General features: G+C 40.2%; 26 protein-coding genes. 5 read left to right on the plus strand and 21 right to left on the minus strand.

All coding sequences use genetic code 11. The features are described from left to right. Positions 1-48: 48 nt before the first annotated feature. The 7 genes from AC1TPC_RS20135 to AC1TPC_RS20165 form a co-directional block, all read right to left on the minus strand. Positions 49-249 (minus strand): hypothetical protein, encoded by a 201-nt coding sequence (locus AC1TPC_RS20135; RefSeq protein ID WP_482068589.1) that lies wholly within the window; start codon positions 247-249, stop codon positions 49-51. A gap of 593 nt (positions 250-842) precedes the next feature. Then, on the minus strand, positions 843-1,298 hold the full coding sequence (locus AC1TPC_RS20140; RefSeq protein ID WP_482068590.1) for a DUF5983 family protein: 456 nt from the start codon (positions 1,296-1,298) through the stop codon (positions 843-845). A 44-nt stretch (positions 1,299-1,342) separates the two neighbouring features. Next, positions 1,343-1,594 (minus strand): hypothetical protein, encoded by a 252-nt coding sequence (locus tag AC1TPC_RS20145; RefSeq protein WP_482068591.1) that lies wholly within the window; start codon positions 1,592-1,594, stop codon positions 1,343-1,345. 135 nt (positions 1,595-1,729) lie between these two features. Beyond that, complete coding sequence (locus tag AC1TPC_RS20150; protein WP_482068592.1) at positions 1,730-1,972, minus strand: hypothetical protein; 243 nt, start codon at positions 1,970-1,972, stop codon at positions 1,730-1,732. 534 nt (positions 1,973-2,506) lie between these two features. Next, the gene (locus AC1TPC_RS20155) at positions 2,507-2,971 is read right to left on the minus strand and encodes a hypothetical protein (RefSeq protein WP_482068593.1); all 465 of its coding nucleotides are present in this window, start codon (positions 2,969-2,971) and stop codon (positions 2,507-2,509) included. A 49-nt stretch (positions 2,972-3,020) separates the two neighbouring features. Beyond that, positions 3,021-3,812, minus strand: a complete 792-nt coding sequence (locus AC1TPC_RS20160; protein ID WP_482068594.1) for a hypothetical protein — start codon at positions 3,810-3,812, stop codon at positions 3,021-3,023. Then, a complete protein-coding gene (locus AC1TPC_RS20165) occupies positions 3,796-4,059 on the minus strand; it encodes a hypothetical protein (protein WP_482068595.1) in 264 nt (87 codons plus the stop codon). Before AC1TPC_RS20165 ends, AC1TPC_RS20160 begins: the two co-directional genes overlap by 17 nt. 320 nt (positions 4,060-4,379) lie before the next feature. On the opposite strand from AC1TPC_RS20165, the gene AC1TPC_RS20170 reads away from it, so the two are divergent. Further along, entirely contained in the window at positions 4,380-4,538 is a 159-nt protein-coding gene (locus AC1TPC_RS20170) for a hypothetical protein (RefSeq protein WP_482068596.1), read from the plus strand. 1,325 nt (positions 4,539-5,863) lie between these two features. Here AC1TPC_RS20170 and AC1TPC_RS20175 read toward each other — a convergent pair. The 4 genes from AC1TPC_RS20175 to AC1TPC_RS20190 all read right to left on the minus strand — a co-directional run bounded on the left by AC1TPC_RS20175 (position 5,864) and on the right by AC1TPC_RS20190 (position 9,197). Next, positions 5,864-7,339: a hypothetical protein gene (locus AC1TPC_RS20175; protein WP_482068597.1), complete on the minus strand. Its 1,476-nt coding sequence runs from the start codon at positions 7,337-7,339 to the stop codon at positions 5,864-5,866. 28 nt (positions 7,340-7,367) lie between these two features. Then, entirely contained in the window at positions 7,368-7,691 is a 324-nt protein-coding gene (locus tag AC1TPC_RS20180; RefSeq protein WP_482068598.1) for a hypothetical protein, read from the minus strand. A 12-nt stretch (positions 7,692-7,703) separates the two neighbouring features. Further along, entirely contained in the window at positions 7,704-8,252 is a 549-nt protein-coding gene (locus AC1TPC_RS20185) for a hypothetical protein (protein WP_482068599.1), read from the minus strand. Positions 8,253-8,345: 93 nt separating this feature from the next. Beyond that, positions 8,346-9,197 (minus strand): ArdC-like ssDNA-binding domain-containing protein, encoded by an 852-nt coding sequence (locus tag AC1TPC_RS20190; RefSeq protein WP_482068600.1) that lies wholly within the window; start codon positions 9,195-9,197, stop codon positions 8,346-8,348. Positions 9,198-9,594: 397 nt separating this feature from the next. On the opposite strand from AC1TPC_RS20190, the gene AC1TPC_RS20195 reads away from it, so the two are divergent. Together AC1TPC_RS20195 and AC1TPC_RS20200 are read left to right on the plus strand one after the other, a co-directional pair. Further along, the gene (locus AC1TPC_RS20195) at positions 9,595-9,756 is read left to right on the plus strand and encodes a hypothetical protein (RefSeq protein WP_482068601.1); all 162 of its coding nucleotides are present in this window, start codon (positions 9,595-9,597) and stop codon (positions 9,754-9,756) included. A 354-nt stretch (positions 9,757-10,110) separates the two neighbouring features. After that, complete coding sequence (locus tag AC1TPC_RS20200) at positions 10,111-10,419, plus strand: hypothetical protein (RefSeq protein WP_482068602.1); 309 nt, start codon at positions 10,111-10,113, stop codon at positions 10,417-10,419. A 61-nt stretch (positions 10,420-10,480) separates the two neighbouring features. Here the strand turns inward: AC1TPC_RS20200 and AC1TPC_RS20205 are convergent, their stop codons facing one another. The 8 genes from AC1TPC_RS20205 to AC1TPC_RS20240 form a co-directional block, all read right to left on the minus strand. Next, a complete protein-coding gene (locus tag AC1TPC_RS20205; protein ID WP_482068603.1) occupies positions 10,481-11,563 on the minus strand; it encodes an AbiJ-related protein in 1,083 nt (360 codons plus the stop codon). A 56-nt stretch (positions 11,564-11,619) separates the two neighbouring features. Further along, a complete protein-coding gene (locus AC1TPC_RS20210; RefSeq protein ID WP_482068604.1) occupies positions 11,620-12,345 on the minus strand; it encodes a restriction endonuclease in 726 nt (241 codons plus the stop codon). A 27-nt stretch (positions 12,346-12,372) separates the two neighbouring features. After that, on the minus strand, positions 12,373-13,404 hold the full coding sequence (locus AC1TPC_RS20215) for a hypothetical protein (RefSeq protein WP_482068605.1): 1,032 nt from the start codon (positions 13,402-13,404) through the stop codon (positions 12,373-12,375). A 14-nt stretch (positions 13,405-13,418) separates the two neighbouring features. Continuing rightward, the gene (locus AC1TPC_RS20220; protein WP_482068606.1) at positions 13,419-16,127 is read right to left on the minus strand and encodes a DNA topoisomerase; all 2,709 of its coding nucleotides are present in this window, start codon (positions 16,125-16,127) and stop codon (positions 13,419-13,421) included. 81 nt (positions 16,128-16,208) lie between these two features. Beyond that, a complete protein-coding gene (locus tag AC1TPC_RS20225) occupies positions 16,209-17,300 on the minus strand; it encodes a GGDEF domain-containing protein (protein WP_482068607.1) in 1,092 nt (363 codons plus the stop codon). A gap of 50 nt (positions 17,301-17,350) precedes the next feature. Further along, positions 17,351-18,286, minus strand: a complete 936-nt coding sequence (locus AC1TPC_RS20230) for a tyrosine-type recombinase/integrase (protein ID WP_482068608.1) — start codon at positions 18,284-18,286, stop codon at positions 17,351-17,353. Between the two features lie 309 nt (positions 18,287-18,595). Continuing rightward, positions 18,596-18,781 carry a hypothetical protein gene (locus AC1TPC_RS20235; protein ID WP_482068609.1) on the minus strand — a complete coding sequence of 62 codons (186 nt, stop codon included), beginning with the start codon at positions 18,779-18,781 and terminating at the stop codon, positions 18,596-18,598. Positions 18,782-18,839: 58 nt separating this feature from the next. Then, positions 18,840-19,310, minus strand: coding sequence for a hypothetical protein (locus tag AC1TPC_RS20240; protein WP_482068610.1), 471 nt, complete (start codon positions 19,308-19,310; stop codon positions 18,840-18,842). Positions 19,311-19,688: 378 nt separating this feature from the next. On the opposite strand from AC1TPC_RS20240, the gene AC1TPC_RS20245 reads away from it, so the two are divergent. Next, entirely contained in the window at positions 19,689-20,600 is a 912-nt protein-coding gene (locus tag AC1TPC_RS20245) for a hypothetical protein (protein WP_482068611.1), read from the plus strand. A gap of 96 nt (positions 20,601-20,696) precedes the next feature. Next, a complete protein-coding gene (locus tag AC1TPC_RS20250) occupies positions 20,697-21,122 on the plus strand; it encodes a hypothetical protein (protein ID WP_482068612.1) in 426 nt (141 codons plus the stop codon). 436 nt (positions 21,123-21,558) lie between these two features. Here AC1TPC_RS20250 and AC1TPC_RS20255 read toward each other — a convergent pair whose 3' ends face one another. Both AC1TPC_RS20255 and AC1TPC_RS20260 read right to left on the minus strand, forming a co-directional pair. Further along, positions 21,559-22,122 (minus strand): recombinase family protein, encoded by a 564-nt coding sequence (locus AC1TPC_RS20255; RefSeq protein WP_482068613.1) that lies wholly within the window; start codon positions 22,120-22,122, stop codon positions 21,559-21,561. A 283-nt stretch (positions 22,123-22,405) separates the two neighbouring features. After that, entirely contained in the window at positions 22,406-23,302 is an 897-nt protein-coding gene (locus AC1TPC_RS20260) for a hypothetical protein (protein WP_482068614.1), read from the minus strand. Positions 23,303-23,310: the final 8 nt, after the last annotated feature.

Consider the following 23,310-nt stretch of genomic DNA (forward strand, 5'->3'; position numbering starts at 1 on the left):
AGCCCAAAGCTTAATTTTTAATTCCTTCGCTTACCAGGCAGGTAGGAATTAAGAGTTTAAATTGTTCTTGTTTTCTCCACTAGAAGAGTCTTCCTTTTTGGTTGATTCTTCTTTTTCTTTTTTCTTTTTTTTAGCCAGGTCAACAAACTGTATAGATGTATAAATAGCTCTTGCATAGGATGTTGTTTTATGTACATCCTCGGCTTTTCTTTCAAGCCAATCAACGAAAGCATCGAATAAATCGTTCATCGTTTTACCTCCTCTCTATTTATTTTTCCATAAACATTCAATAGAACCACCTCCCCGAAATTATATACAAAAGATCGTTAATATATACTTTTAACCTTGTTAAATTTTAACGGTGTTCGCATTATTATTATACGTAGGATTTGGTAGCTTCATAACAGATTTAGAGTGTAAAACACAAATATATTTTGCCGCTATTTCCCCCATTCTTATCATTACCTTTATACTTCTAGTATATGGACGACCATGGCCATATATGCGTCAATGAAAAATGTTTTTAACGAAAAAAAAGCATTTCCTTAACCTCGAAAGATTAGTGAATGCTTTACTATATCAGTATATGTGGCAATGATCATCTACTTTCCTCCAGGCTTCTATTTTCTCTAAACCGATATTTTCATTGAAAACGTACGCTTGCAATTTTCCAATATTTTTTTATTCATAAATGAAGTTAGAAAATTAATATAGAAATCAAAAGGAGCTGCGAAGCAGCTCGCTACCTCGTTGCATAAATAAAAACACCGGGATGAAATCACGGTGTTTACCTTTTCCCGGCGCAAAAACAGCCATAAGGCTGCTTTTGTCCATTTTACTTATCAATCCCAATCCTCAAACGGCAAATCGCTAACGATACTACCATCTGCATCAAGCATGCACCAGGAACAATTTCGATCATTGGCATACTTCAGCAGCTGTTGTAAGTCCTCTGGAAGATCGGTTCGCTCCTCCGGCATGACTGGAAAGAAGAATCCGTAATATCCTTTCTCGTAGACGATAAAACTTGGGTTTAGCGTATTAGCCTGTGCATGTAAATAATGAACAGTATCTTTCTTAACGTGGCCAGTGGAAAGATCCAACATCGTTTGAACCGGATATTCTTTTTTGGTTAAAAACTCTTTCGCGTACCATTCTGCATCATTTAAGCAGAAATAAGCATCTCCTCTCGCATCCCTAAGTGCTGGCTGCATAAATGCAACACCATCATGATCGAAGCCCTCTACGCCTACTTCGGTCCATTTTGTAACTTTCATCTGTCCGTATGTCATTAACATGCTATACATCTCCTCATTATTAGATTGTTGGAACGCCATACCGTTTAAAGTTTCTGACGCAATTCAACATCATAGACGTTTCCGTCCATATCTCCCGCACACGAAATCTCGAAAGAAAATCTGTGATCGACTCGCGGCTCTTCATCTTTAACTTCGCAACGATTATCTTTGATTTGCTGAATCGCCGTTTTTTTCGCTTCCTTCATGTCATAGGCCACTACTGCCAAAGCTTCAGGCTCATCACCATCCCAAAGTGCAATAATGTAAGGACGTTTCACTTTCTCATGATTAGTCATCGTTCATTTCTCCTTTAATCTGTCGTCATCAGGCTCCGGCGATTAACCCGGTAGCGACCCTTCTCAGGGTTTCGACTCTATGATTCGTTGACTTGACGCCACTTCGCTTAATGATTATTCAGCTCCAAATCCTATTTAATTTTCTCCGCCATAGGCAATTAATAGCGCACTCTCCATCTCGCTCGCGCACCATTCATCCACTTTATTCGTCGTTCCTGGCGCCCAAAAAATCAGCGCATCTTCATCCCAATCCTCGCAGTAGTGAAATCCCCGATAGTGATATGTAAAAACCTCTCCTACTGAATTGGTAAACTCGTAAACCCGATCTTTGACAAGATGACGATAATTCGTAATGAGATACTTCGAAATAAAAACCATCTCCTGATATCAATTTATATTTACCCCTAAAATCCGGTATCGTTTGCCGGTCTAGCCTAAGCGGCGATGAGCGGAAATCTTTAAGGTATTGCCGGTAGTACTAGCAGAACGCTGCTGCGGGTTAGCTGTAGAACGTATGGAGTTATCAAAGGGCTGAACATCCGTATAACGTAGCCGTCATAGCCCGATTTGCAATGCCGGTTCAGATCGTGCAAGGGTTCGCCCGAAGGGATGGCGTTCTCGGAAAGAGAAAAGCCACCCTTGCAGGATCGGGTTCGGGATGGCAGGCTAGGATGACGGATAGGTTATGAGTGCGGATGCAGCCTTTGAAACGACATGAGTGCAGCAGCCGGCTGCGATCGCACTGCGAAGGCTACCGGTCATTCATTGGGCCAGACTGCAGAAGCGCAGCTGAAGCAGACGGCCTGCCTTATCACTTGGCCTTTCATTGGTTTGACGAGTAAAAAAAGGCACGCAGACTTGCGTTGGCCACCATGCTTTTCCGCAACAAAAAAACGCCAGAGATCCTGACGTTTAGACGATCGTTCTAAAAGATACATCCGAAAATGATTTCACAGCTTTTATCTGTTTATCTTTTGGATAGCAAATATAAAGCTTGGTATTGTCTGCCACCTTCTGGCCTTGGCCAAACTGGACACGTAGCGCATTCAGCCACTCCTCCGCCTGCTGCATCGTCTGCTCCTCACCCTCCATTGGCAGTAAATCCGTACCGTGATTCCGAACAAACCAGCAAAATGGAACCTCGCCGATCCTTACCAACCTTGCTATATCGAGTTCATAGAAATCAGTGTGGTAGGCTTTCAACCGCTTTAGAACAATCAATTCCATTTGCTCCACAAGCTTATCGGATCCTAATTGTCGCCAATTTCGGCGCATGCTGGCCAACCGCACTGCTTTTGCTTTCGCCTCCTCCTCGCGCTCTCTTAGTCTAGCTGCTGCAATCTCCGACTTTAAATTATTGACTATATTTTTGAACATACTAACCACATCCTTTTCCTTTAATTGGGCATCCTGCATGTTTAATTAGTCATGCTGCTTGCGGCTCCTCTGTTGGCTCTTCCTCAATCATTCCATCTAGAAGAACGATTCTACATCCCTTTTGTTTCTGCCTCGATGATGAGCTCCCAAAATAGGGAACGAGCATTTGTACATCCTTGATAGAACTGGTTTGTGCTAAACATATGAGCTTGTAGGTAGTGGGGCTTAATTTGACATAACAGGACTTTCCGTCATAAGCAATTTCCTCGAACCGAGCTGTGTCGAAATAGTCTTTCACCAATCTCCAATCCGATAGACTCTTTGTAGACTCATGAATATCAGCAATCATTGTCTTGTTCTTCTTTCGCTGTGAATCAATGGCATAACCTAGCGCCTTACTGTTTGATCGTGCATGATCAATCCCAAGCATTGTGAATAATTCAATCCGGACCAGTTCAACCGCCTCATCAATACCGGGACCAACTATGGTATTACGATTAGACATTAGATCATAAGCATTCATTCCATTTGCTATTGATTTGAGCGCATCCTCTCGGTAATTAGCCGCAACTTCTTCCGGATCATGCCAATCTCGGTATTCATTCTTAAGCTCACACATTCTGCCTTGATTCCATACCTCAAGAAAACCCCGACTCTGAAGATCTGGCAATAAGTTAGCAGTTGACCTGCTCAGTTGCCTATGAATATGGAAGGAATGCGTATTACCCGATTTTTTAGCAGCAGCTACGACATCCTTCAGCGCATTCTCGAGCATTTGCTCCGTAACAACATTTTCAAATACAAAGGAAAACAAATCGATTTCTTCAGCTTGCTGACTCATACTCATGCAGCTCCTTTTTCTGAATTCTTAATAGCTGATTTTGATACATTTCTATTCGAACCTCACAGCGTTGACGGTGAATACCTTTCTGAAGCTTTAGAGCTCTTTCCTCGATGGCAATCATAAACTGAAGGTGCGAAATGCTTTCCGCAGTATTATGCTTCTCGAGCTGCTTGGATAATTCGGTAAACACACTATCAAGCTGAAGCATGTCTACCCCACAATCTTGAATTGTCATTTGAACCATAAACACTCCCCCGTTCAGTAAAATTCCATCAAGAAATAGTCAACAACCTTTCTCCGACACAACATTTTTCATACCCCCAACACACAGTAGTCACAGTTCCTCCCTAAACATCCGGTATCGTTTGCCGGTCTAGCCTGAGCGGCAATGAGCGGAAATCCTAAAGGTCTTGCCTGTGAAGAAGCACTCCGCCACCGCTGGCGTTCTGCAAAGCGTATGTCGTTTTCAAAGAGCTGAACATCCGTATAACGTAGCCGTCATAGCCGAAATGCTGTGAAGGTTCTTGTCGTGCAAGGGTATGCCCGGAGGGATGGTGTTCTCGAATGAGAAACGCCACCCTAGCAGGACAAGGTTCTGAATGGCAGGCTAGGATGTCGGATTCGTTATGGGTACGGATACAGCGGTTGAAAACGATAGTAGTGGAGCAGCCTATGGTGGCCGAAAGGTGCGATTCGCCGGTGCCTTATGATGCTGCAGCGTAGCGGAGGCATCAGCTCTGCAGAGGTTGTCTTTCTTGAAGCATAGCGCAAAGAAAGACAGCCCTCTGTGCTGTCTTTTTTTTATTTCAGGAATGCTAGGCTTCGTGGATTACTACGACCGGGTAAGATCCATTCATCTTTACGAATTGCTGGTGCTGCGGTTGAATGTTATTATAGAGGCAATAATAGGTATAATGAATCCCCGATCGCGGTTACGACCAGGGATTCGATTCAAAACAGAATACTCGGCTAAATAAACCGCTCTTAAGGGCTGCAACCCTTATGCAGCGGTTTATTTCGTTTTGCCGAGCTTTCTAATGCGGTACAACTTCACGCAGGCATAAATCGTGCCAGCTGTTGCACCGATTAACTTCACTAGCACATACGCGGTACCAAGAAAGCTCATCATTGCGGGTTCCTCCTTTCGAATGAATTTAGTCACACATTCGGATTCTAATAGCTGCTACGCTTTGAAATCCCTCCATTTACATACAATCATGAGCCATGCCTCCTTTCCTTGGTTATAACGATGTGCACGGTATGTTTCGCACACATTGTGGTCGGCGTAAGTCTACCTTTTCTGTTATCTAATAAGCTTCTCCCTTGGAGTGAAATAATGCGCTTCACAGTTATGTGCGACAACTGAGCAATTTACAACCCCTCTCACTTACAAATATCAATAAAGCTTGGACAGTTTTTTATCATAGGCGGAGAAAAATATCAAAATTGCCTGCTTGATTACAATTTGATGAACACAGTGTGCAGCTGATTAGTACTCTTAGCAGCTTGTTACTCTTATAGTGTCGATATGGCTGTCATAACCACCCTCTCGGTTTAAAAAGCCTTTTCGGCTGAGCGTTTTGCTCTTTTTGCATACAAAAATGGCCCTGATATAATCAGGACCAGATTCAAATAGTATGAAAAAAGAGCGCCGTAATCACGGCGCCCAATTCTGTTCATGTTAATAGTATAGCAGACTTATTCGGTGATTCACGTTTAAATATCTGTATTTTTTCTGTGTTTTTTCTATAAAAATTCTTTATAAAATCCACATCTATGCTTTAAACCAATGAAGAGCTTTACGAACATTTTCTATTGATTTTCACTCCTAATGTTCGGGTTCTATACTCAACTACATCCTAGATTGTCTACTAGTTGTTCGTCTTTGATGGTTTAAAGATTTTGCTTCGGTACGCAAAGGAGGATTAAAAGGGTAATGGAACTTGCCGGTTCTTAGGCGAATGACTTGATCGCCTTAGAACCGGCCGTTCGCTTAGCGTTTCCGACTGGACGAGCTGGGGGAAAGCTAGCTTTAGCAGCTGGTTGAATCAAGAACATATGAGGAATGGAATTCGCTTTTCGATGCGTTCTAATTCTTGCTGTGCTCGGTTATAGCTTTCTTGAATAGAGAAACTGTGAAGTGCTTTGAGGTTAGCCATTTGATCACGTAATTCCATAACCCGTAGACCATCCATGAAGTATTGAAGTGCTTTCTTTTTTAATAGGTTCTGTTCGGATGAAACCATTTCCTTATAATAGCATTCCCGCCGTTTGTATTTCACACGCTTTGACCAAAGGATTTGTATAACATCTTGCATTGAACGTTCATGTGCATTGGGAATCGAACGGTAATTATTTAATTTAATTCGTTCGTTCTGCAGATAATCATCTACCGTAATCGGATTATCTATATAAGGGATGTATTCAAAATGCCTAACAGAACGCTTTAAAATTTTCCCATAACGGGTGTAAACGTATTTAAGTGCAATAGACTCCACCTCATAACCTACCGAACCATCATGAACATAATCGCCATAATAAATCTTTCCTTCCTCTCGGGTATGTACGGATTGAAGGGGAAGAGGTAGCATGCCTCCTTCTTTGATGTACTCATTCCCAAGGATCCAAAGGTTGTGTGTATCGTAGGAATCTAAGCGGTAGATCTTCATAAGGTCCTGGAAATGCGGATACACTCGATCTCGATATTCATCAAAGGAGCGACAGTATCCGAATAGCGCTTGAGCAACTTCCTTATCAAGACTAGATGCTCGTATTTCTTTCTTTGCATGCAGCACCAGCGCTACCAAACGGCGGAACGCAACATCCGATTCCAATAGCTCTCGGTGCCATTGATTTCTCAGCTGCGAATCCTGCCATTCTTGCATGCGGTTTAACTTGATACATTCATCATCAATCGTTTTATTAAATGCTACTAGATGCCCCACCTTTCCTAATACACTTAACGGCTCAATATAGGAATGACCATTCAGAACCTTTTGTGCTTCAGTAGCACTTTCGATTTCTTGTTCTGTTAAGTAGTGTTCCATAATAGGTTTTGAATTCTTCCAGCGCGAATGATCTTCAATTTTCTCGCCGGCAACGAATCGTGCAACGGCTACTTTGATGAGCTCTTGCAAGTGCAGCTGCGCTGCTGCTCGATCTTGGCCAGCATAGAATGCATCTTCTTCCGCATACGCATTCTTGAAATGCTCCAACCGGTCCCAAACAAAATAAACGGTTTCATTATCCGGTGTATAACCGATGTATGATTTTATCCGTTTTTTTAATGTATCCCTATCTTCGTTCATTCGCATAAAGATTTCTGCTTTGTATCCATCTGGATCAGCAGCTGGCAGGCGATCCGGATTGGGAATGAAATTTAGCTCGATTTTAAAAGCGAATTTCGTATAGTCATACATTTTCCGCCAAATATAACCCGTCAACCAAGTTCCTTTTCTATCTATTACGATTACTTCTTTATTCTTTTGAAATTCAATCATTGCTGCATCTCTTCTATTTTCCACCCTTATTCCCCCCATCCTTGAATTTGATCTATTCAATACATGTTTCGCTGCCAGGCTCCCCTTCAGATACAAGACCGCTGCCTGAGCAGATATCACATTTCTCGCCGTCCTTTTTCCCTTCACCCCCGCAAGGCTGGCAGCTCACAAGACCCGGGGTTTGTATTTTATCTAGAAGGGAATATAGCACCCCTTCGGCTTCATCCAGTGAGATTCGAGGTAAAAGTCCTTCTTGATTAAGCGCACCGCCAAAATTATCTGGTCCCTCCCATTCGTCAGGCCAAACACTTGAGAGGTTGCCGTAGGCTACGGCAAGTTCGGATAATGCTTTTCTTTGTTTATTAGTCAATTTCATATACTCTCTCCTTTAAGCTGTATACAGCCCATATTCTGAAAATAAGTCGATCCGAGGAACTAAGTTATATTTCTTACAAAGGTGCGTGGTGACTCCTTCATATTCGTTGTAATCTGGGCTTACATCCGCCATTTCGACCTCCAGCGGAATATTCAGTTCTAATGCCAGGCTAGCTGCCCATTTAAAAAAGTGATCAGCTAATCCGCGATTTCGTATGAGCGCAGGCACGGTGATATATGAAATATCCATTAATGCTGTATCGCTGAACAAAACAATGCGCAAATGAAAATAAAATAATTTGTCAACGTGTTCTTCCCATATCTCATTGGCCACCTTCAGCCCATACTTTAAACTGATGACATCAGTCACACACTCTGAAAAAATATTCCGATCCACTTGTTCACCGCTCAGACAAACGGCTTCATCATCCCATTGCATAACGGCTCGATCCATTTGCACCGTTTGACTATGCATGCTCATAATCTCTTTTAGATCCGATCTTAAGATATTAAAATGTTCTATGGCCGTTTTAATGAGGGTTTGCTTAGTATCTAGAAACATAGGTTTTTCCTCTCCTTCTAATCGAAAACCCGACGCGGGATTTACCTTATTTGGACCCTCCCCCATTTTTGGGGGAGGGCACTTCAGAAGCCTTTAAGCAGCTTCCGAGCGCTCATTCATTACTGCGTTTAATTGATTGATAATCTTTTTTGCTGTCTTTTGAATGACATCACCAGCACGCTGGATGGATTCCATTGCTGTTGTACCGTTCCATGAAGCCACATAAGGGAAACTGTATTCACTTGTATCAAATCCAAAGTAGGATAGAACAACGAAAGCTGTGCCTTCTGCTTCAATTTCACGATCGCTCCGTGAAAGTGTTTCGCGCCTTGGATCGTCAAGGCGGTGTAAGTAGCCGTGAGCTAATTCGTGAATAAGCGTTTTACATTTTTGTTTAACAGCCATACCTTTTTTAATCCCGATAGACACGGTCTCATGAGAGAAGTAACCCTTTGTTCCATCCTTCAGCGTGACTTCATCGACAGGAAAAGGACTAATCGATTTAGCAAATTCATAGAACTGGCGCAAGCTTGCTGTATCGCCTTTCAGCTCTTTGATGAGCTCAGGAAGATCCTTTCCTTTCGTCTGACTGACATCAAAAACGGACGTTTGGTGAAAACCTGTCAAAATCTTTTTTTCTTCGCCGTTTTGTTCGTTTCGCTCTATTTTAAAATTTGGTGCCATGATCTTAATGCTCGTTTCACCGTACTTCACTTGACGCTTGAGCTTTTGCCAATCATCATACCCTGCAACATGGGTAGCATTCGGGCATTGCAGATAAATGAGTAGCATGTTATTGAATGAGTAATCATGAAAAGCGGATTGGAATTTGAGCATGTTTTTCCAAGTCTCCGAGGAATAAACGTTTTTTACCCCCTCTTCTAACTTCTTAAATAGATCATTTACCTTCGGCTGCTTTTTTGTAGTTTGCTTTGCGTTTTTCATAAAACCTCTCCTTTTTTAACTGCAATATGGGACAGGTGTTTTCACCGTCCAATTATTTGATAAGAAGCGAACCAACAACCGTTAATTTCCGCATTTCTAAACGCCTTTTAAGCTGAGAAACCGCTATAACCTGTGCTGTTCTGGACATTACTGACCATCTCCCTAATGAAATCTATAGTTGTGAACCCCTTTATCCGGCTTCGTTTGCTTGTCTAGCCTGCGCGGCAATGAGCGCAATGATTTAGGAGGTAGGAAACAGAAAAGTGACTTGCGAACTTGCTGCCTTACGTATGATGTTTTGAAGGAGCGTTCATCCGTTTGTCGTAGCCGTCATAGACCGTTTTGCTGTGCCGGTTCTTGGCGTGCAAGGGTATGCCCGAAGGGATGGCGTTCTCGAATGAGAAAAGCCACCCTTGCAGGACAAGGTTCGGTACGGCAGTCTAAGATGACGGATACGGCAAACATCTTGGATGAACGCGGGACAAAACATCGAGGAGCAAGCCAGCTTCGCACCACGTCCATTCGTTTCCAACCTCCGTTGATCGGCGACTGCCGTTAGGCGATGAGCAAACAAGGACAACTGGCGAGAGCCGGTTGTCTACCTTTTCCCTTTGCTTCCTTATCTGGTCTGCTACCTTCTTGTTTCTTTTCATGAATGTCATTGAGGTTTCGGGGTAAAAAAAGAAAGCGAACTCCTTTATTAATTCCCTGGGGTTCGCTTCATTTAGTTTGATCTGGTAAAAATTGTTGATATTTGTATCTGTTCATGGTATATGTTAGATAATTAATAGAGTTAAATAAAAGGGGAGGCATTTGTGATGCAGCAATTTATTGTTATAAGTGGGGACAAACATCTTGCGCTTAATGGATTAAGTGCATCGTAAAGGGAAGAGAACAAACCGTTATTGTAACGGTGAATGGTTTATCCGATGAGATAAGCAACGTTGAATTCAATGATCTAGTTCCAGTACTCTCTAAACATGGATTTTGTAAAATTGAATTAGTAGGAAGTACAATAAAAACAAAGTACATTAAAGATGATGGAGCTCCTTATCCAGCTTTAATAAATATGAATCAAGTAGTAGAACTAACTTCAGGCTGGGAAGGCAGCATTGGCTTTGCTGATGGTTCATCTATTTCAAGTGTTAACAGCTACGGTGGTATGCTAGAGGCTTTGAAAAGATCAATGGAAATTGTGAACCACGCTAGCAGCCTATCATAAAGTTCCATAAAAAAGCCCTCCAATTAAGGAGGGCTTTTATGTTTTTGCATTTTCAGATGGACTACTTCGTTGTTACTTTTTGGATAATTCCCTGTTTCACAAACAACCTCTCAAAGAAGTCAACGATCAAGCCGGCCCCCCCTTGGCTTTTCAGAAGCTCGTAACCGCCGAACCGATATAGTTGGTATCCTTTTAACTTTAGGTCACGGTCTGCCGCGACCATCTCCGCATACAATTTCGGACTTGCTATATTATCTTCGGAGTAGTGTTGCTTTCCATCGATCTCTATGACGACCCTTTCATTGGTTGGAAACAGAATCAGGAAATCCATCCTTTGACGAGGTAACCGAGTGACACCCCTTAGCTGTGTCATAGTAAGTGGATCATAATGCATATAAACTTGCGGGATTAATGCTGGCAGTTTTTCGCCCAATCTATCATGAAATTCCTTAAAGTATGTATGAAATAGAAGTTCTTCGGGTGGAGAATCTAAAGACTTAAATAATCGAGAATATAAGCTGTTTTCACTATCTTTCCATACAAGTCCCTCTTTTGCTGCCCACCAGTCAACTAAATTATTCCATGTCATCCCTATGGCGGTTGGAATCGGTAAATCGTATACTAAGCAATGTTCCTCATGTTTTACTATCCTTATATTGTTTTCAAGGGAATCATCTATGACGATTTCCGGCTTATATCCGTTTGCAGAAAATATCAGGTTCTTAATGTTTCCCTTTGCTGATCCTGTTTTCACTGCTTCGTACACAGGATATCCTGTAATATCACCCACTACTTGAAGCTGATAGCCAACATGAGATAAATACTTGTTTATCACTCCGACTAAGCTTTTTTGAGAACCGTCGTCCGACCTTACTGCAGGATGAACAATCTCATTTAGAAACTTCAAAAACACTCCATCTTCAACGGCAAGAATATTTAAAACATCGTAGTATAAATACTCTTCATCCCAATCACTAAAAGTGTCAACGTGTTTATTTATATCTCTTTCCAACTTAGGATTAAGAGTCAAAAATCGTTTTAGAAAAATTGTTGTATTACTCAATCTGCCCTCAAATCTGTAAGGTAACAAGAAAAGTTCATCAAGTAAATTACGACGAACAACTTCGTTAATTATAATCACCATCACATTCCCTTCGTTATAACATAGCCTCTGTAGTTATAGGAAAGCAGTTCCATAAACTAAACAGCTTCAACATGACGACATTTTGGATAAGTACTGCAGGCATAAACTGTTCCTATTGAGGCTTTACGTAAGACCATTTCTTTACCACATTGTTTACAGAATTTTTGGTGCTTAGCCTGCTGCTCTTTAGCCACCTTCTCCGTAAGTACCGATCCTTGTTTTAGCATCAATATCATTTCGATTAACTCATCTCGATTAATCAATCTAATATTGTTCGCTTTTGCCAACGAATATGCTTCATCTGTATAATCACGATTCGCAATAACCCATCCCTCAGAAGCACCGTAAATAGCTATTGATGATTTCACTTCTTGCACGGCTTTTAGTCCTACAGACTTACTGTAACGCTTTGCCTGCACAGCGATTTTCTTGCCAGCCTTATTAATGATCAAGTCCGCGCCGTAATCACCAGACGCTCTCGTTACTTCTACGCTATAACCATGCCCTCTAAACAAATGCCCTAAATAAAGCTCGAATTGCCTCCCCTCCATTTTATCAATGTCCCTGATTCCTGACTTTTTTAATTTATCTTCATAAAGCATATTACGGTATAAGCGAATGGCAATATAAATACCAATGACTACTCCTGCTGAGATGCCGCTGGCTACGAGTGATTGCGTCACCTTAAACACGCCAAAAAAGGCACCAAATATGCAAAGCATTAAAAAGCCCTCTATAAGTTTTTCAAGTTCGCGCTGTTGTTTCTTTTTCTTACGAGACATCGATACTCTCCCACTTTACTGTATGTTTTATATTTGCTGATTCAGAGACATATTAGGCATGAGTTTTACTTTTCCGGCAGCAACATCGAGCATTATTGATTTATTTTGTTGATTTAGATACGGCGCATCTTTTAATTTTATTGAATGAATATTAATCTGGTCTTTAGCCATATAATCCAAAGTTCCATCTTTTGTTAAGCGGTATTTCATTACGCTTTGATCTAATTTCCCTTGTAGATTTTCTGTTGGAACTCCTTTTGATTTCATAAGTACTGATTTTAAGTTCTCATCTAATAGTGGATGAATCCATTGTCGTGAATCTTTAGCTGCAACAGGTCCGATTCCATTCGACTTAATTATTGAAGCTGAAACTTGATTGACGGTTCCAATGATTATAACCTCTGGTTGATCATTAACAAGCTTTTTTGCTATAAAGGATTCTCCAGATTTAGTAACATCGATCGGACTCTTATCATTGAAGAAAAACCTCATTTTCTCATCTGCTTGAATGCCCTTAATTAAGTCAGACACACGATTTTCCATCAAAGATTTATTGAGGTTTGAAAGTTCAGCCATAGTCTGCTCTAAAGTACCAGTAAAATGGATAGGCGCAGCTGCGGATTCTTCCCGAATCGTAAACATGATACCTTGCCTTTCAACAAAAATATCATTTAAGTTGCTGCCTAATTGAAACTCCTTCATTTCACCAGCTTGCATAGCATTTAACTCATTATAAAAATCTCTTTTACCATCGATTTCAAAGAATGCTTTATGTTGCTCCGGTGAAGCTATATAAAGTTCTTGTAATGTCTTGAGGTTCGTTTCTTTTTTGATCAATATGGATTCACTCCCATTAAAAATTGAAGAAAGCACCTCGCCCATTTTCCCGTCAATTGTTCCCGCATCATATTCATTTAAGCGGATCGCGACATATTCTTTTTGACCATCTGGATTATACGTACTTATTTTCCATGCCGTATTGTTCTCGGTTAACAAAGATAGCTCTTTGTCATTCATATTTAGCAAGTAATCTAGTCCTTGCTCACGGTTTAATATCATGTTCAAATCCTCCTCTAAGCTTTAATAAATGAGTAGCGATTAGATGCCTTATCGTAGCCAAGTGCCGTATCGAAAGTTCCTTTCGTAGAGCTTACAAATCCTGATATCTTATCAGTTTTGCCGCTTTTTAATAGTTTTTTGATCTGAACGGTTGCGATCTTTTGGCCCAAAAATTCTTTACTTAACTTGAACTTACAACCATCTCTCCAAGCGCTGCAGCCATAAGTTTTTTCATTTTCAACCACTGGCTTTTGACAAAGTAAGCAACTGCCAATGCTTTTATCTTCTGCTGTAGGCATACGTGTTTCGACTTTATCACCTTTAAGGCTAAGATAAAGATCATAAGGACCTTTCTCACTCTGCAGTCCCTGCAGCTGCACTTCTTTTCCTGCTAATAACGACTTAATTATTTTTGGGGTTAACTCTGTATTCCGGAATGACTTCCATATCGTGAATTTACAGCCTGATCGCCAACCGCTGCATCCAAACGCTTTTGCGCCTTCAACAACAGCTTTACCACAAGTCGGACAGCTTCCAAGGCTATTATCGTCAACCGTTGGAAACCGGGTTTGGAGTTTCCCGTCATCGAGTTTGAGATAGATTTCATATGCCGGCTTGTCATCTTTTCCTGAAATGTTTTTTTGGAGAATTTCTTTCCCATTAACGAGATCCCGAGCCTGCTTCATTTTAATGGTGGTACCACGGAATTCCTTCCAAATGGTGAAATCACAACCATCTTTCCTACCGCTGCAGCTGAACATTTTGGGTGATTCAGTAACCATCTTTCCACACTTCGGGCATGCCCCAATTTCCTCTACATTCTCGAAAGTATGATTTGATTGCGGCAATTGAGATATTCGTTTTATAAGATCTTCCTTGGTTTGCAGCATGTCTGCGGTGTATTGCTTAAATTCTAAAAGCAATTCCGCGACTGGCCGTTCTCCTTTTTCTACATCGCTCAGCTTTTTTTCAAATTCACCGGTGAGCTCAATACTAGCGATTGGATGCTCATAGACCATTTCCATAAACGAGCGCCCTTTATTGGTTAAATAAACAAGGTTCTTCGTGATCTCAATGTATTCCCGATCGACTAGGGATTGTACGATATTGGTCCTTGTAGCCGGAGTACCGATCCCCTTTTCCTTTATTTTTTCGAGAATAGCATCGTCCACGTTCTCATCAACAAAACGCCCTGCATTCTCCATTAATTTCTCGAGCTCATCATCATTAAGACGTTTCGGTTTAGATGTTTTACCTGGTGTGAAATCTGCAGCGGCCGCTTTCGCCGGCATGCCATTCTCAAGACCGGGTATTCGCGCTGTTTGAGTAGCCTTTGCTGCCTCATCGTTCTCCTGCTCTTCATCATCAGCTTTAAGCAATGTTCGCCATCCTGGATTAATTACTTCAATTGATCTGGTATAAAAAGTTTCAGACGCTATCTGCGTAATAACTTCTGTTTCCCGATCGAGACCGCTTGGATGGTGCGCTGCCAGAGTATGCCGCAAAATGAGCTCATAGAGTTTCCCTTCGTCTTCTGTGAGTTTTTGTTTTGCATCCAAACTGTTTGAAGAAGGATCTTTTGCTGTTGGAACAATTGCATGGTGTGTGGCTGCTTTCTTGTCATCTACAAAGCGACTTATTCCTTTCAAGCATTCAATCGACTCAGGAAACAGGTTTGTATACTGGATTTTCCCTTTAAGAATAGTTAAATGCTTGGCCAGTTCATCCGCTTTATTTTCAGAAAGATGTCTGCTATCGACTCGAGGATACGATACAAATTGTTTATCATAGAGCGCCTGCAGCGCTCCAGTTGTTCTCACCGTACTAAATCCTAGTGATTTTCTCGCAGCTGTTTTTAGGGCCGAGGTATTCAAGAGTAGCGGCGCAGCACGCTTCACTTCCTTGACCGTATACTTTTGAACCTCACCCGTTTGGCCAACAATCTTTTTTCTTATAAACTCTGCCCTTGATTTGTCGTCAAATCTGTTTATTGTCGTATCGTTTTCATTTTTAAACCACTGTCCTTTATAAGATCCTTTAGACGTTACAAATTCAGCAGTTAGCACGTAGAATGGCTGCGGTGTGAAGTTTTCCATCAATCTTTCGCGATCAAATACAAGGCGCAGCGTTGGCGTTTGAACGCGGCCAGCAGAAAGATTAGCACGGCCCCCTGTTACATCACTTGCAAGTAGTGAAAAGAATCGAGAGGCTGTAAATCCAAGCCAATAATCTGCATAGGAACGTGCTAAAGCAGCATCCCCCAAATACGTAAAATCGTCTGAACTCTTCAAATTATCCATGCCGGCAAGTATGGTCGCTTCTGTGAGATCATCGATCCATAGTCGTTTCCATTTTTTTTGATACCCTGCCTGCTTAAGAATAAGCCGCCCAATGTGCTCGCCTTCTCGTTCCGGGTCGGTTGCCAAAATACATTCTTTACTCATGTTAAGTAATTCTTTAACGATATTAAACTGGTCTACCTTCGTCGGATAAACCTCAGTATCCATTTGTTTAGGAATCACCGGCAACGCATCCCATGTCCATGCTTTATATTCTGGATAGGCATCAGGTGATTTCAATCTTATTAGATGGCCAATGGCCCAGGTTACAACATCCCCATTTTTCAGTTCTATGTAGCCGCGCTTCTTTGAGACAATCCCTAAAGCTTTGGCTATGTTATCGCCCATATCGGGTTTCTCAGCAAGAATGACTCTGTTATACAATATTGAGATCCCCCTCATTTGTCTGAAGTAACTTTACTATTAAGCAACACTGATAACGAAAAAATAAAAATTCTATTTTCTTTACTCCTGATAAGCAATAACTTTGTTTTTTCCGCTGTTTTTCGCTAAGTACATAGCTTCATCGGCTTTTTTAATGAACTGCTCCGGCGTCACTTCATCCTCATAAACGCTGTAACCAACGCTTATTGTTACAGGATATAAAGCTGGCGTAAGCTCTTCGACTCGCGAACGAAATAGCTCTGCAAGCTCACCAGGATCAACTCTGTGATCGGTAATCAGAGCAACCATTTCTTCTCCGCCGTAACGGCCAGTAAGCCCTACATCTTGGAAGGTTTCCTTCATTGTCTTTGCTACCAGTTTCAATATTTCATCACCTACGGAATGCCCCTGCGTATCATTCAGACGTTTAAAATTATCAATGTCCGTAAAGATCAATGCTTCAGCTGAGTTATTATCGATATGATCCTTAACCTTCCGAACAAAATGCGTCTTGTTATACAAGCCCGTTAAACCATCTGTCACAGCTGTATAAGATACAGCCTCAACCATATCAACAATCCGGTCATAAAAAATGGCAAGCATAAAAACATATGCGCCGGTAATGAGCAGCGATGTGATTAATAAACTATTCTCCACCTTAATCAGCAGAAATAGTACTTGTAAGATCCCCCCCACTGCAAACAAGACATGAGCTAGAAGGAATTTTCTTTGCTTGGGCAGCTGGGGAATGATCTTAAAGATCATATAGCTGGTGAATCCAAAAATTAGGATGCTAAGTAAACTAGCAGCAATAATATTACTCACGAAAAAAAGAACTAAAGGTAACAGACTACTCCCGCCTAGGATCAAGAGGATCTTAAATTCTTTATTTTTCTTCGGAATAAAAAAATGGAAGTACGCAGCCAGCAAACATACAAATAAACCAACAGAAAATCCGCTGTATAGTTCTTCAAGTGGCAAAGATCCTTTAGTTCCAATCGCAGCTGCTAAAAATAGAATGAAATGAATAATTGAAGTAAAGCCGGCTGTTGATGCCAGTACAAAATAATTGCGTGTACGCCATCTTTTATATAGAAGATAAGTAATAATGAATAATGAGGCTGACAATGCGGAAATAAATAATACGGGTAACCAATTGAATATCTCTTCCATACTAATCTCCCTTTTTCATGAATATTGATTTAAAAGTAATTGATATTTGCTCAATGCTTCTTTGTTGATTTTTTATCAGGTTTCTCTTTTACTTTACCCGGGCGCTTGTAGGCCCGAGTAAAGTTTAGGTTGGTGTGACCGAGCAAATAAGCAATGTCCTTTAACTTATATCCATTCATAACAAGGTCGCGTGCATAAGTATGTCGGAGCGTACTCGGTGTAAAATAAGCAATTTTAGTTTTAATAGCTATCGATTCGCAAAGCCGCCAAATGGCATTCTCAAAAAGCATGCCACCGCGTTGTGAGACGAAAAAATAGGGGTGATCTTGTTCCCCACGCAATTGTAACCAATCCTTTAATGCGAAGAGCAAATCTTTATGAATGGGTATATTTCTTGTTTTCTCTCCATCACTTACTGTCAATGATGCATTCTCGAAAGAGATGTGATCGGTCTGCAAATTGACTATTTCGCTTCGACGTAATCCAGCGTAAAGGCCAACAAATATGATAGCCTTGTTACGTGTATACTTCCATTCGTTCTTCATTTTTAATTCTGGATCTACAACAAAATCAATTAATTTTAATTTTTCTTCTTCCTTTAACCAGCGGAGATCATCATTAGGATCATACTCTACTTTTGGAGGATGAAGATCGATTGCTGGGTTGCTGTCTATCACACCAGAATCTTTTAGGAATTCAAAATACCTTCTAATTGACTTAATGAATGTCTGCACGGAAGAAATAGAATAACGTTTATGCGCTGGAATGGTCCCTCTTGTTTCATGCAACCGAGTATATGTTGCTTCATTTAACAAGAAGTTTTTCCAATCCTGTAATATCTCATTGGTAACATGAATTGGATCGAATGAACTAACGTTTAAATGTTTGAGGTACCATTCTTGGAAGTATTGAGCAACATTCAAATAATTCGTTATTGTGTGCTTGCTACTTTTTCGATCGCAAAGCCACTTTTTATAATTCTCCATTTTAACCCCTGCCGTTAAGTACCATATGCTTCAAACTCTGAATATGGTAATCTTGTTTTACGGCAGTTTCCGGTGCGCATGCACGTGATCCCTAACAGTTCTCTTGGCCAAAGAGAGGGATTCGGGGGCTGCCCTTAATAATGCGTAGTCACATGGTTCACGACTACATACCTGCAAGGTTATTGCTGGTATATCACCAAAAACATTTTGAGAGTTCTTCAGCTCCAGTGGTCCTGCTTTGATTTCAAAGTACCCGATAGTCTCTAGCACTTTGGCGTCACATTTGGGATAGTTCATATCTTTACTCCTTTAATACCGTTGGTCAAAACTCCAGGCTCCCATAAATACTAGTGCAGCTGCATAAACCATTAAAATCAATCGCTGCTCGTTTGAAGAATACCCCATTCCCGAAATTACACTTAACAAACACCAAACTCCTAGTCCAATTAGCAGGCTGGAAAGAAGCTTATTACTCTTGCCTGACTGTTTCTCCATTTTTCAATATCACCCCCTTTCAATATCAACCTATATGAACTTGTCTTTCCGAGCACTTCTAAATTTTAGGTTGAATGGCATTGTACTCTTCTTGGTCTTCTTCCTCTTCGTCTTCATATACGTATTCGTACTCAGACTCAATGTCTGCTTTTTTACGTTGAATCAAGAAAGAGATATATTGGTAAACCAGACTGACAAGGAAGAGAACTGGAATGGAAATCATATATTTAGGAGCGAAGGGAAGTGAACCGATTAACCATTGTAAGCTGGATGGATTTATTGTTGGAGCATGATAAATGACTGTATAGATCTGAATTGCGTATAAAAAAAGTGCATTTACGATGAAGACTGTTCGCCAACCTAAATGCAAAAAAGTGGCTACAACCGCCGTCCAGACCATAAAAATGAATAATGGATAGCTTTTTGAAAACTCTGGTTGCCCTACTATTTGATCGATGATGTTTGCTGCTCCAAATAGTACAAGTGAAAAAATAAAGCAAATGAGATACGCGGATTGTTTAGCTTTCATGACAGAAAACTTCCTTTCATTCCAGAACTTTGGTCTTTTATAAACACAGTAATAACTCTATTTTACATACTAATTATACCATAGATATTGTCTGTAAAGCATAAGTTTTCAGGAAAAATTAGGATGTTTAACGGACTGAAAAATCGATTAACAGCTATAGCTTCTCCGTTGCAGATCTGCGTGCTGGTCGGCTGTTACTTCCTAATGGGACCTGTGCTGCCGCGACGGCTGAGTACGATAACCCAACAGGTTGTTATAACCTAAGACTGAAAAATAATGTTGTGAACTATGAAAATAAAGTTGTAGACTGAGAAATAAAGTAAGTCTTAGAATTGCTAACTATAATGCGTAAATTTAATTAGATAAGGGGCCGTTTGCATGAGCTTTCAAGCAGAAGTTTTGTACGTTTTAATCGCGTCACCTTCGGATGTAGCACCTGAACGTGACGCGATCGAAACTGCAATATTTAAATGGAACAAACTGTATGCTGAACAATTGAATATTGTTCTGCTTCCAGGACGTTGGGAGGATGATGTTGCCCCAGCATATAGTGGAATCGAAGCACAACAAATAATCAATCAGCAGCTTGTTAGCAAATGTGATATCGTCATTGGTGTTTTCTGGACTAAGCTCGGGACAGCTACATTAAAGAACTTATCAGGTACCCTTGAAGAGATTAATATTTTTATTGAGCAAGGCAAAGAGGTTATGGTTTACTTTGTAGAAAAAAATCTTCCTATTAACGTTGACCTAGATGAAGTTAAAAAAGTCCGTGATTTTAAAGCTCAATATGGGGCTAGTGGCGTTTATGCGCCATACGATGCTACAAATATTATCGATCACCTTTATAAAATAGTAATACTTTTGAAAGATAAGCAAAAAAGAACTACTGTAGATCCTATTCAAACTAAAGTGACGATGACTACTGATTCCTTGCACACAATCATAGAACGACTGACAACAAATGAAATATTATTGCTCGCATATATTCTCGATACAGGTAATCGAGATTTTGGTTTTAGGTGGATGGAAGAAGACACTATAAAATTAATTAAGAAATGGGAAAGAAGGTTTGCAAATACCAGTACATTATCAGAAAATTACCGTAGTGTAATAACAAATCTAGCGGATCGAGGATTACTGGAACCCGCTGAATTTACTGGACCCGGAAATGTAAGACTATACAAAATGCCATTTCAGTATCTAGATGAGCTAAGAGATCTAGATGATGAAACGAAAAGCAAAATTGATAATCTTGCGGGTGCCTACCATCTTGATCTTCCTTTTTAGTTAATAAACTACTATCGGTAAACTTTTGTCCTTATCTCGTTCTATCGGGAACTTTTTCTAAATCTTACCGTAATTCCTCATATAAGGGGTGGGTTTATGACGACTAAACGTAAACGTCAATATAGCCAAAAATTGTTGGCCACAGATGGTAAGAAAATTAAGAGATGGACATATGCCACTACATTAATATCCTTTTTGTTAAACTATTGGGGTACAACTCTCTATGAGCGAGGCTCATATGTTTGGTATGAAGGAAATGATGCAATGCTCCTAGTCATACTTGCTTTGGCAGTCGGAATTGTTAGTTTTTTTATTAATTCATCAATTTTCATTTTACAGACTGCCGTAAACGGCTATATATCAAAATCCAGAATGCTTATTGTCTTATTACCATTCCTTTTTATGTTCATAAATTTAATTAGATACCCTGCTCTCTATGCGATGCCTATAGCAGCTTTATTGTTTTATTTAGCATCTAATTATACAGGTAATAAAAAAGCACCTTCCAGAGTCACTACATGACGCTACCGGCTCGTACTAATTCTTGGAAAATCATTTCGGTTCCACGTGCCGGCTCGACTGTTTGTTTCTATTGTGGCAAGTGATGATATACGATCACATACGCAGTGCGGCCAGTTTGCATGGTACGGTATCTGGTTACCTTGAAACATCTATAGTTCATTATCACATTAACAAACTTCAATATTTGGATGATAATAAAAAAAAGAGCCCAGGGGACTAGGGCTTTTTTAATCTATAAATAATTGATATATGTAAAGTTTACAATTTTCAATGCGTATGATATCGATTGATTTAGATGTCGCGTAATAAGATATAATGACACATGTATATACTCGGCCCGCGTCTCTGTAGATTACGTCCTTACACCAATGACCGTAGGAAAACGAATCTGATTATATAAGGATCGCTGAAATTCCATAGACCTGTAAGTGATATTTCAGACTAAAGTGTTTTTGTTTTTGAGAACTTGATATAGCTTTGCTTTAGATACTCCTGTCTGCTCTGTTATTTCTTTTATCGTATATCTCCTACTTTCATACAAAAGCAACGCCATTTCAACTTTGCTCTTATCCAATGGCGGTCTTCCTCCTTTTCTACCTCGAGACCTAGCGGCTAGTAAGCCGGCCTGGGTTCTCTCTCGAATTGTCTCTGCCTCCATTTCAGCTAAACCAGCCATAATAGCGAAAAAAAGCTTGCCCGCTGGTGTGCTAGTATCTACTCCCAGAGTGATGATCTGCAGACTGACTCCTCTTTCTTTAAGGTCATGCGAAAGCTCGATTAACTGTTTTGTCGTCCGACCAAGTCGATCCAATTTCCAGATGACTAATGTATCCCCGGAACGCAAGTACTCCAAGCAACGAGCTAACTCAGGTCGATCACTTTTCTTTCCAGAGGCCTTTTCATCGAAAATACGTTCACATCCGGAAGCCATCAAAGAATCGATTTGCAAATCCATGGACTGATCGGAAGTCGAAACTCGCGCATATCCAACTTTAGCCATTTACTAATCCCCTTTTGTCTATTAAACCTTTGATTAACATATTTAATGTACCTTGAATAATAGATGAATTAATAGACTAAAACAATGGTCAGTTTGGGGCATTTTCAGTTAATGTTTATAAAGTCTAAAAAACGATCGTTTTTTAGACAGTATTATCTTCTAATACTTATCTTATGTATTAAAAAAATCCGGTACTCAAAAGAGTCCGGATAGCATGCTTCTTATTTAACTATCGTTCTTCGTTAGCGTAACGATCCATTGATTATTGGATTGATTTACTCACTTAAGACTTACTAAATAATGGACCTAGCTTGATAAATACGCGATGATATATTTCCAAGGCGTAAATATCATTATTTTCAAGTCCGAGATTAAAATGCAGATTATGACCAAAGTCAACGCCTATATTTTTGCGTACTTCCTTCACTATATTTACTATATTTTCGCGCAGATACCTTTCATAGTCACGAATACGTTGAAGGCAAAAGTCAGATGCTCTACGATCTTCAACACTTGTTCTGGCTGTACTGTACCCACCACCTATGGGACCATAAATGACTCCCGGTTCGGGTTCAATTAAGGCAACTGAACCATATTTACGTAATAGCTTGATATCGTCGTCAGTTACAGCTTTTTCTAATCCCATTACCCCATTTAATCGAAATGCTTCGATTGTTTCGGGCCAGTTTTGATGAATAATTCTAATCATCTCTTGTTTCGTCCAGGGATGAAGTCCTCTTCCATGCTCCATAATTTTTATAAAATAAACATGATTGTTATCAAATCTCGCAAATAAAACAGGTTTTGTCCGTTCTATGAATCCATCATCCTCCAACTCAATTCCTAAATGTAAATGGTAAATACCCCAATCATTAAGTAGATCATCGTCCTTGGTTAAACTTCTACTTAAGTACGCTTTAAGCCATTCCCCATTCGTAATTTTCTGTTCAAGCATCTGTAAACCAACAAGCATGTCAACCGGACAAGTAAAGTCTGCAGCTTTAAGAATTGTTCTTGGTAATGGGGGTATGAGCCTACGTTGAAGATTGAAGTATTGGTAACCAATAGAGTTGGCATCAGCATTCAAATTAGGTATATATCCTACTTCTATCAGTTTTCGGCGTATCATAGCGACCCAATCTTTTTCAAAATTCATTTTAATATTATACATATTTGGCATATATCTCA

This window comes from Paenibacillus sp. Y280 (assembly GCF_056786335.1).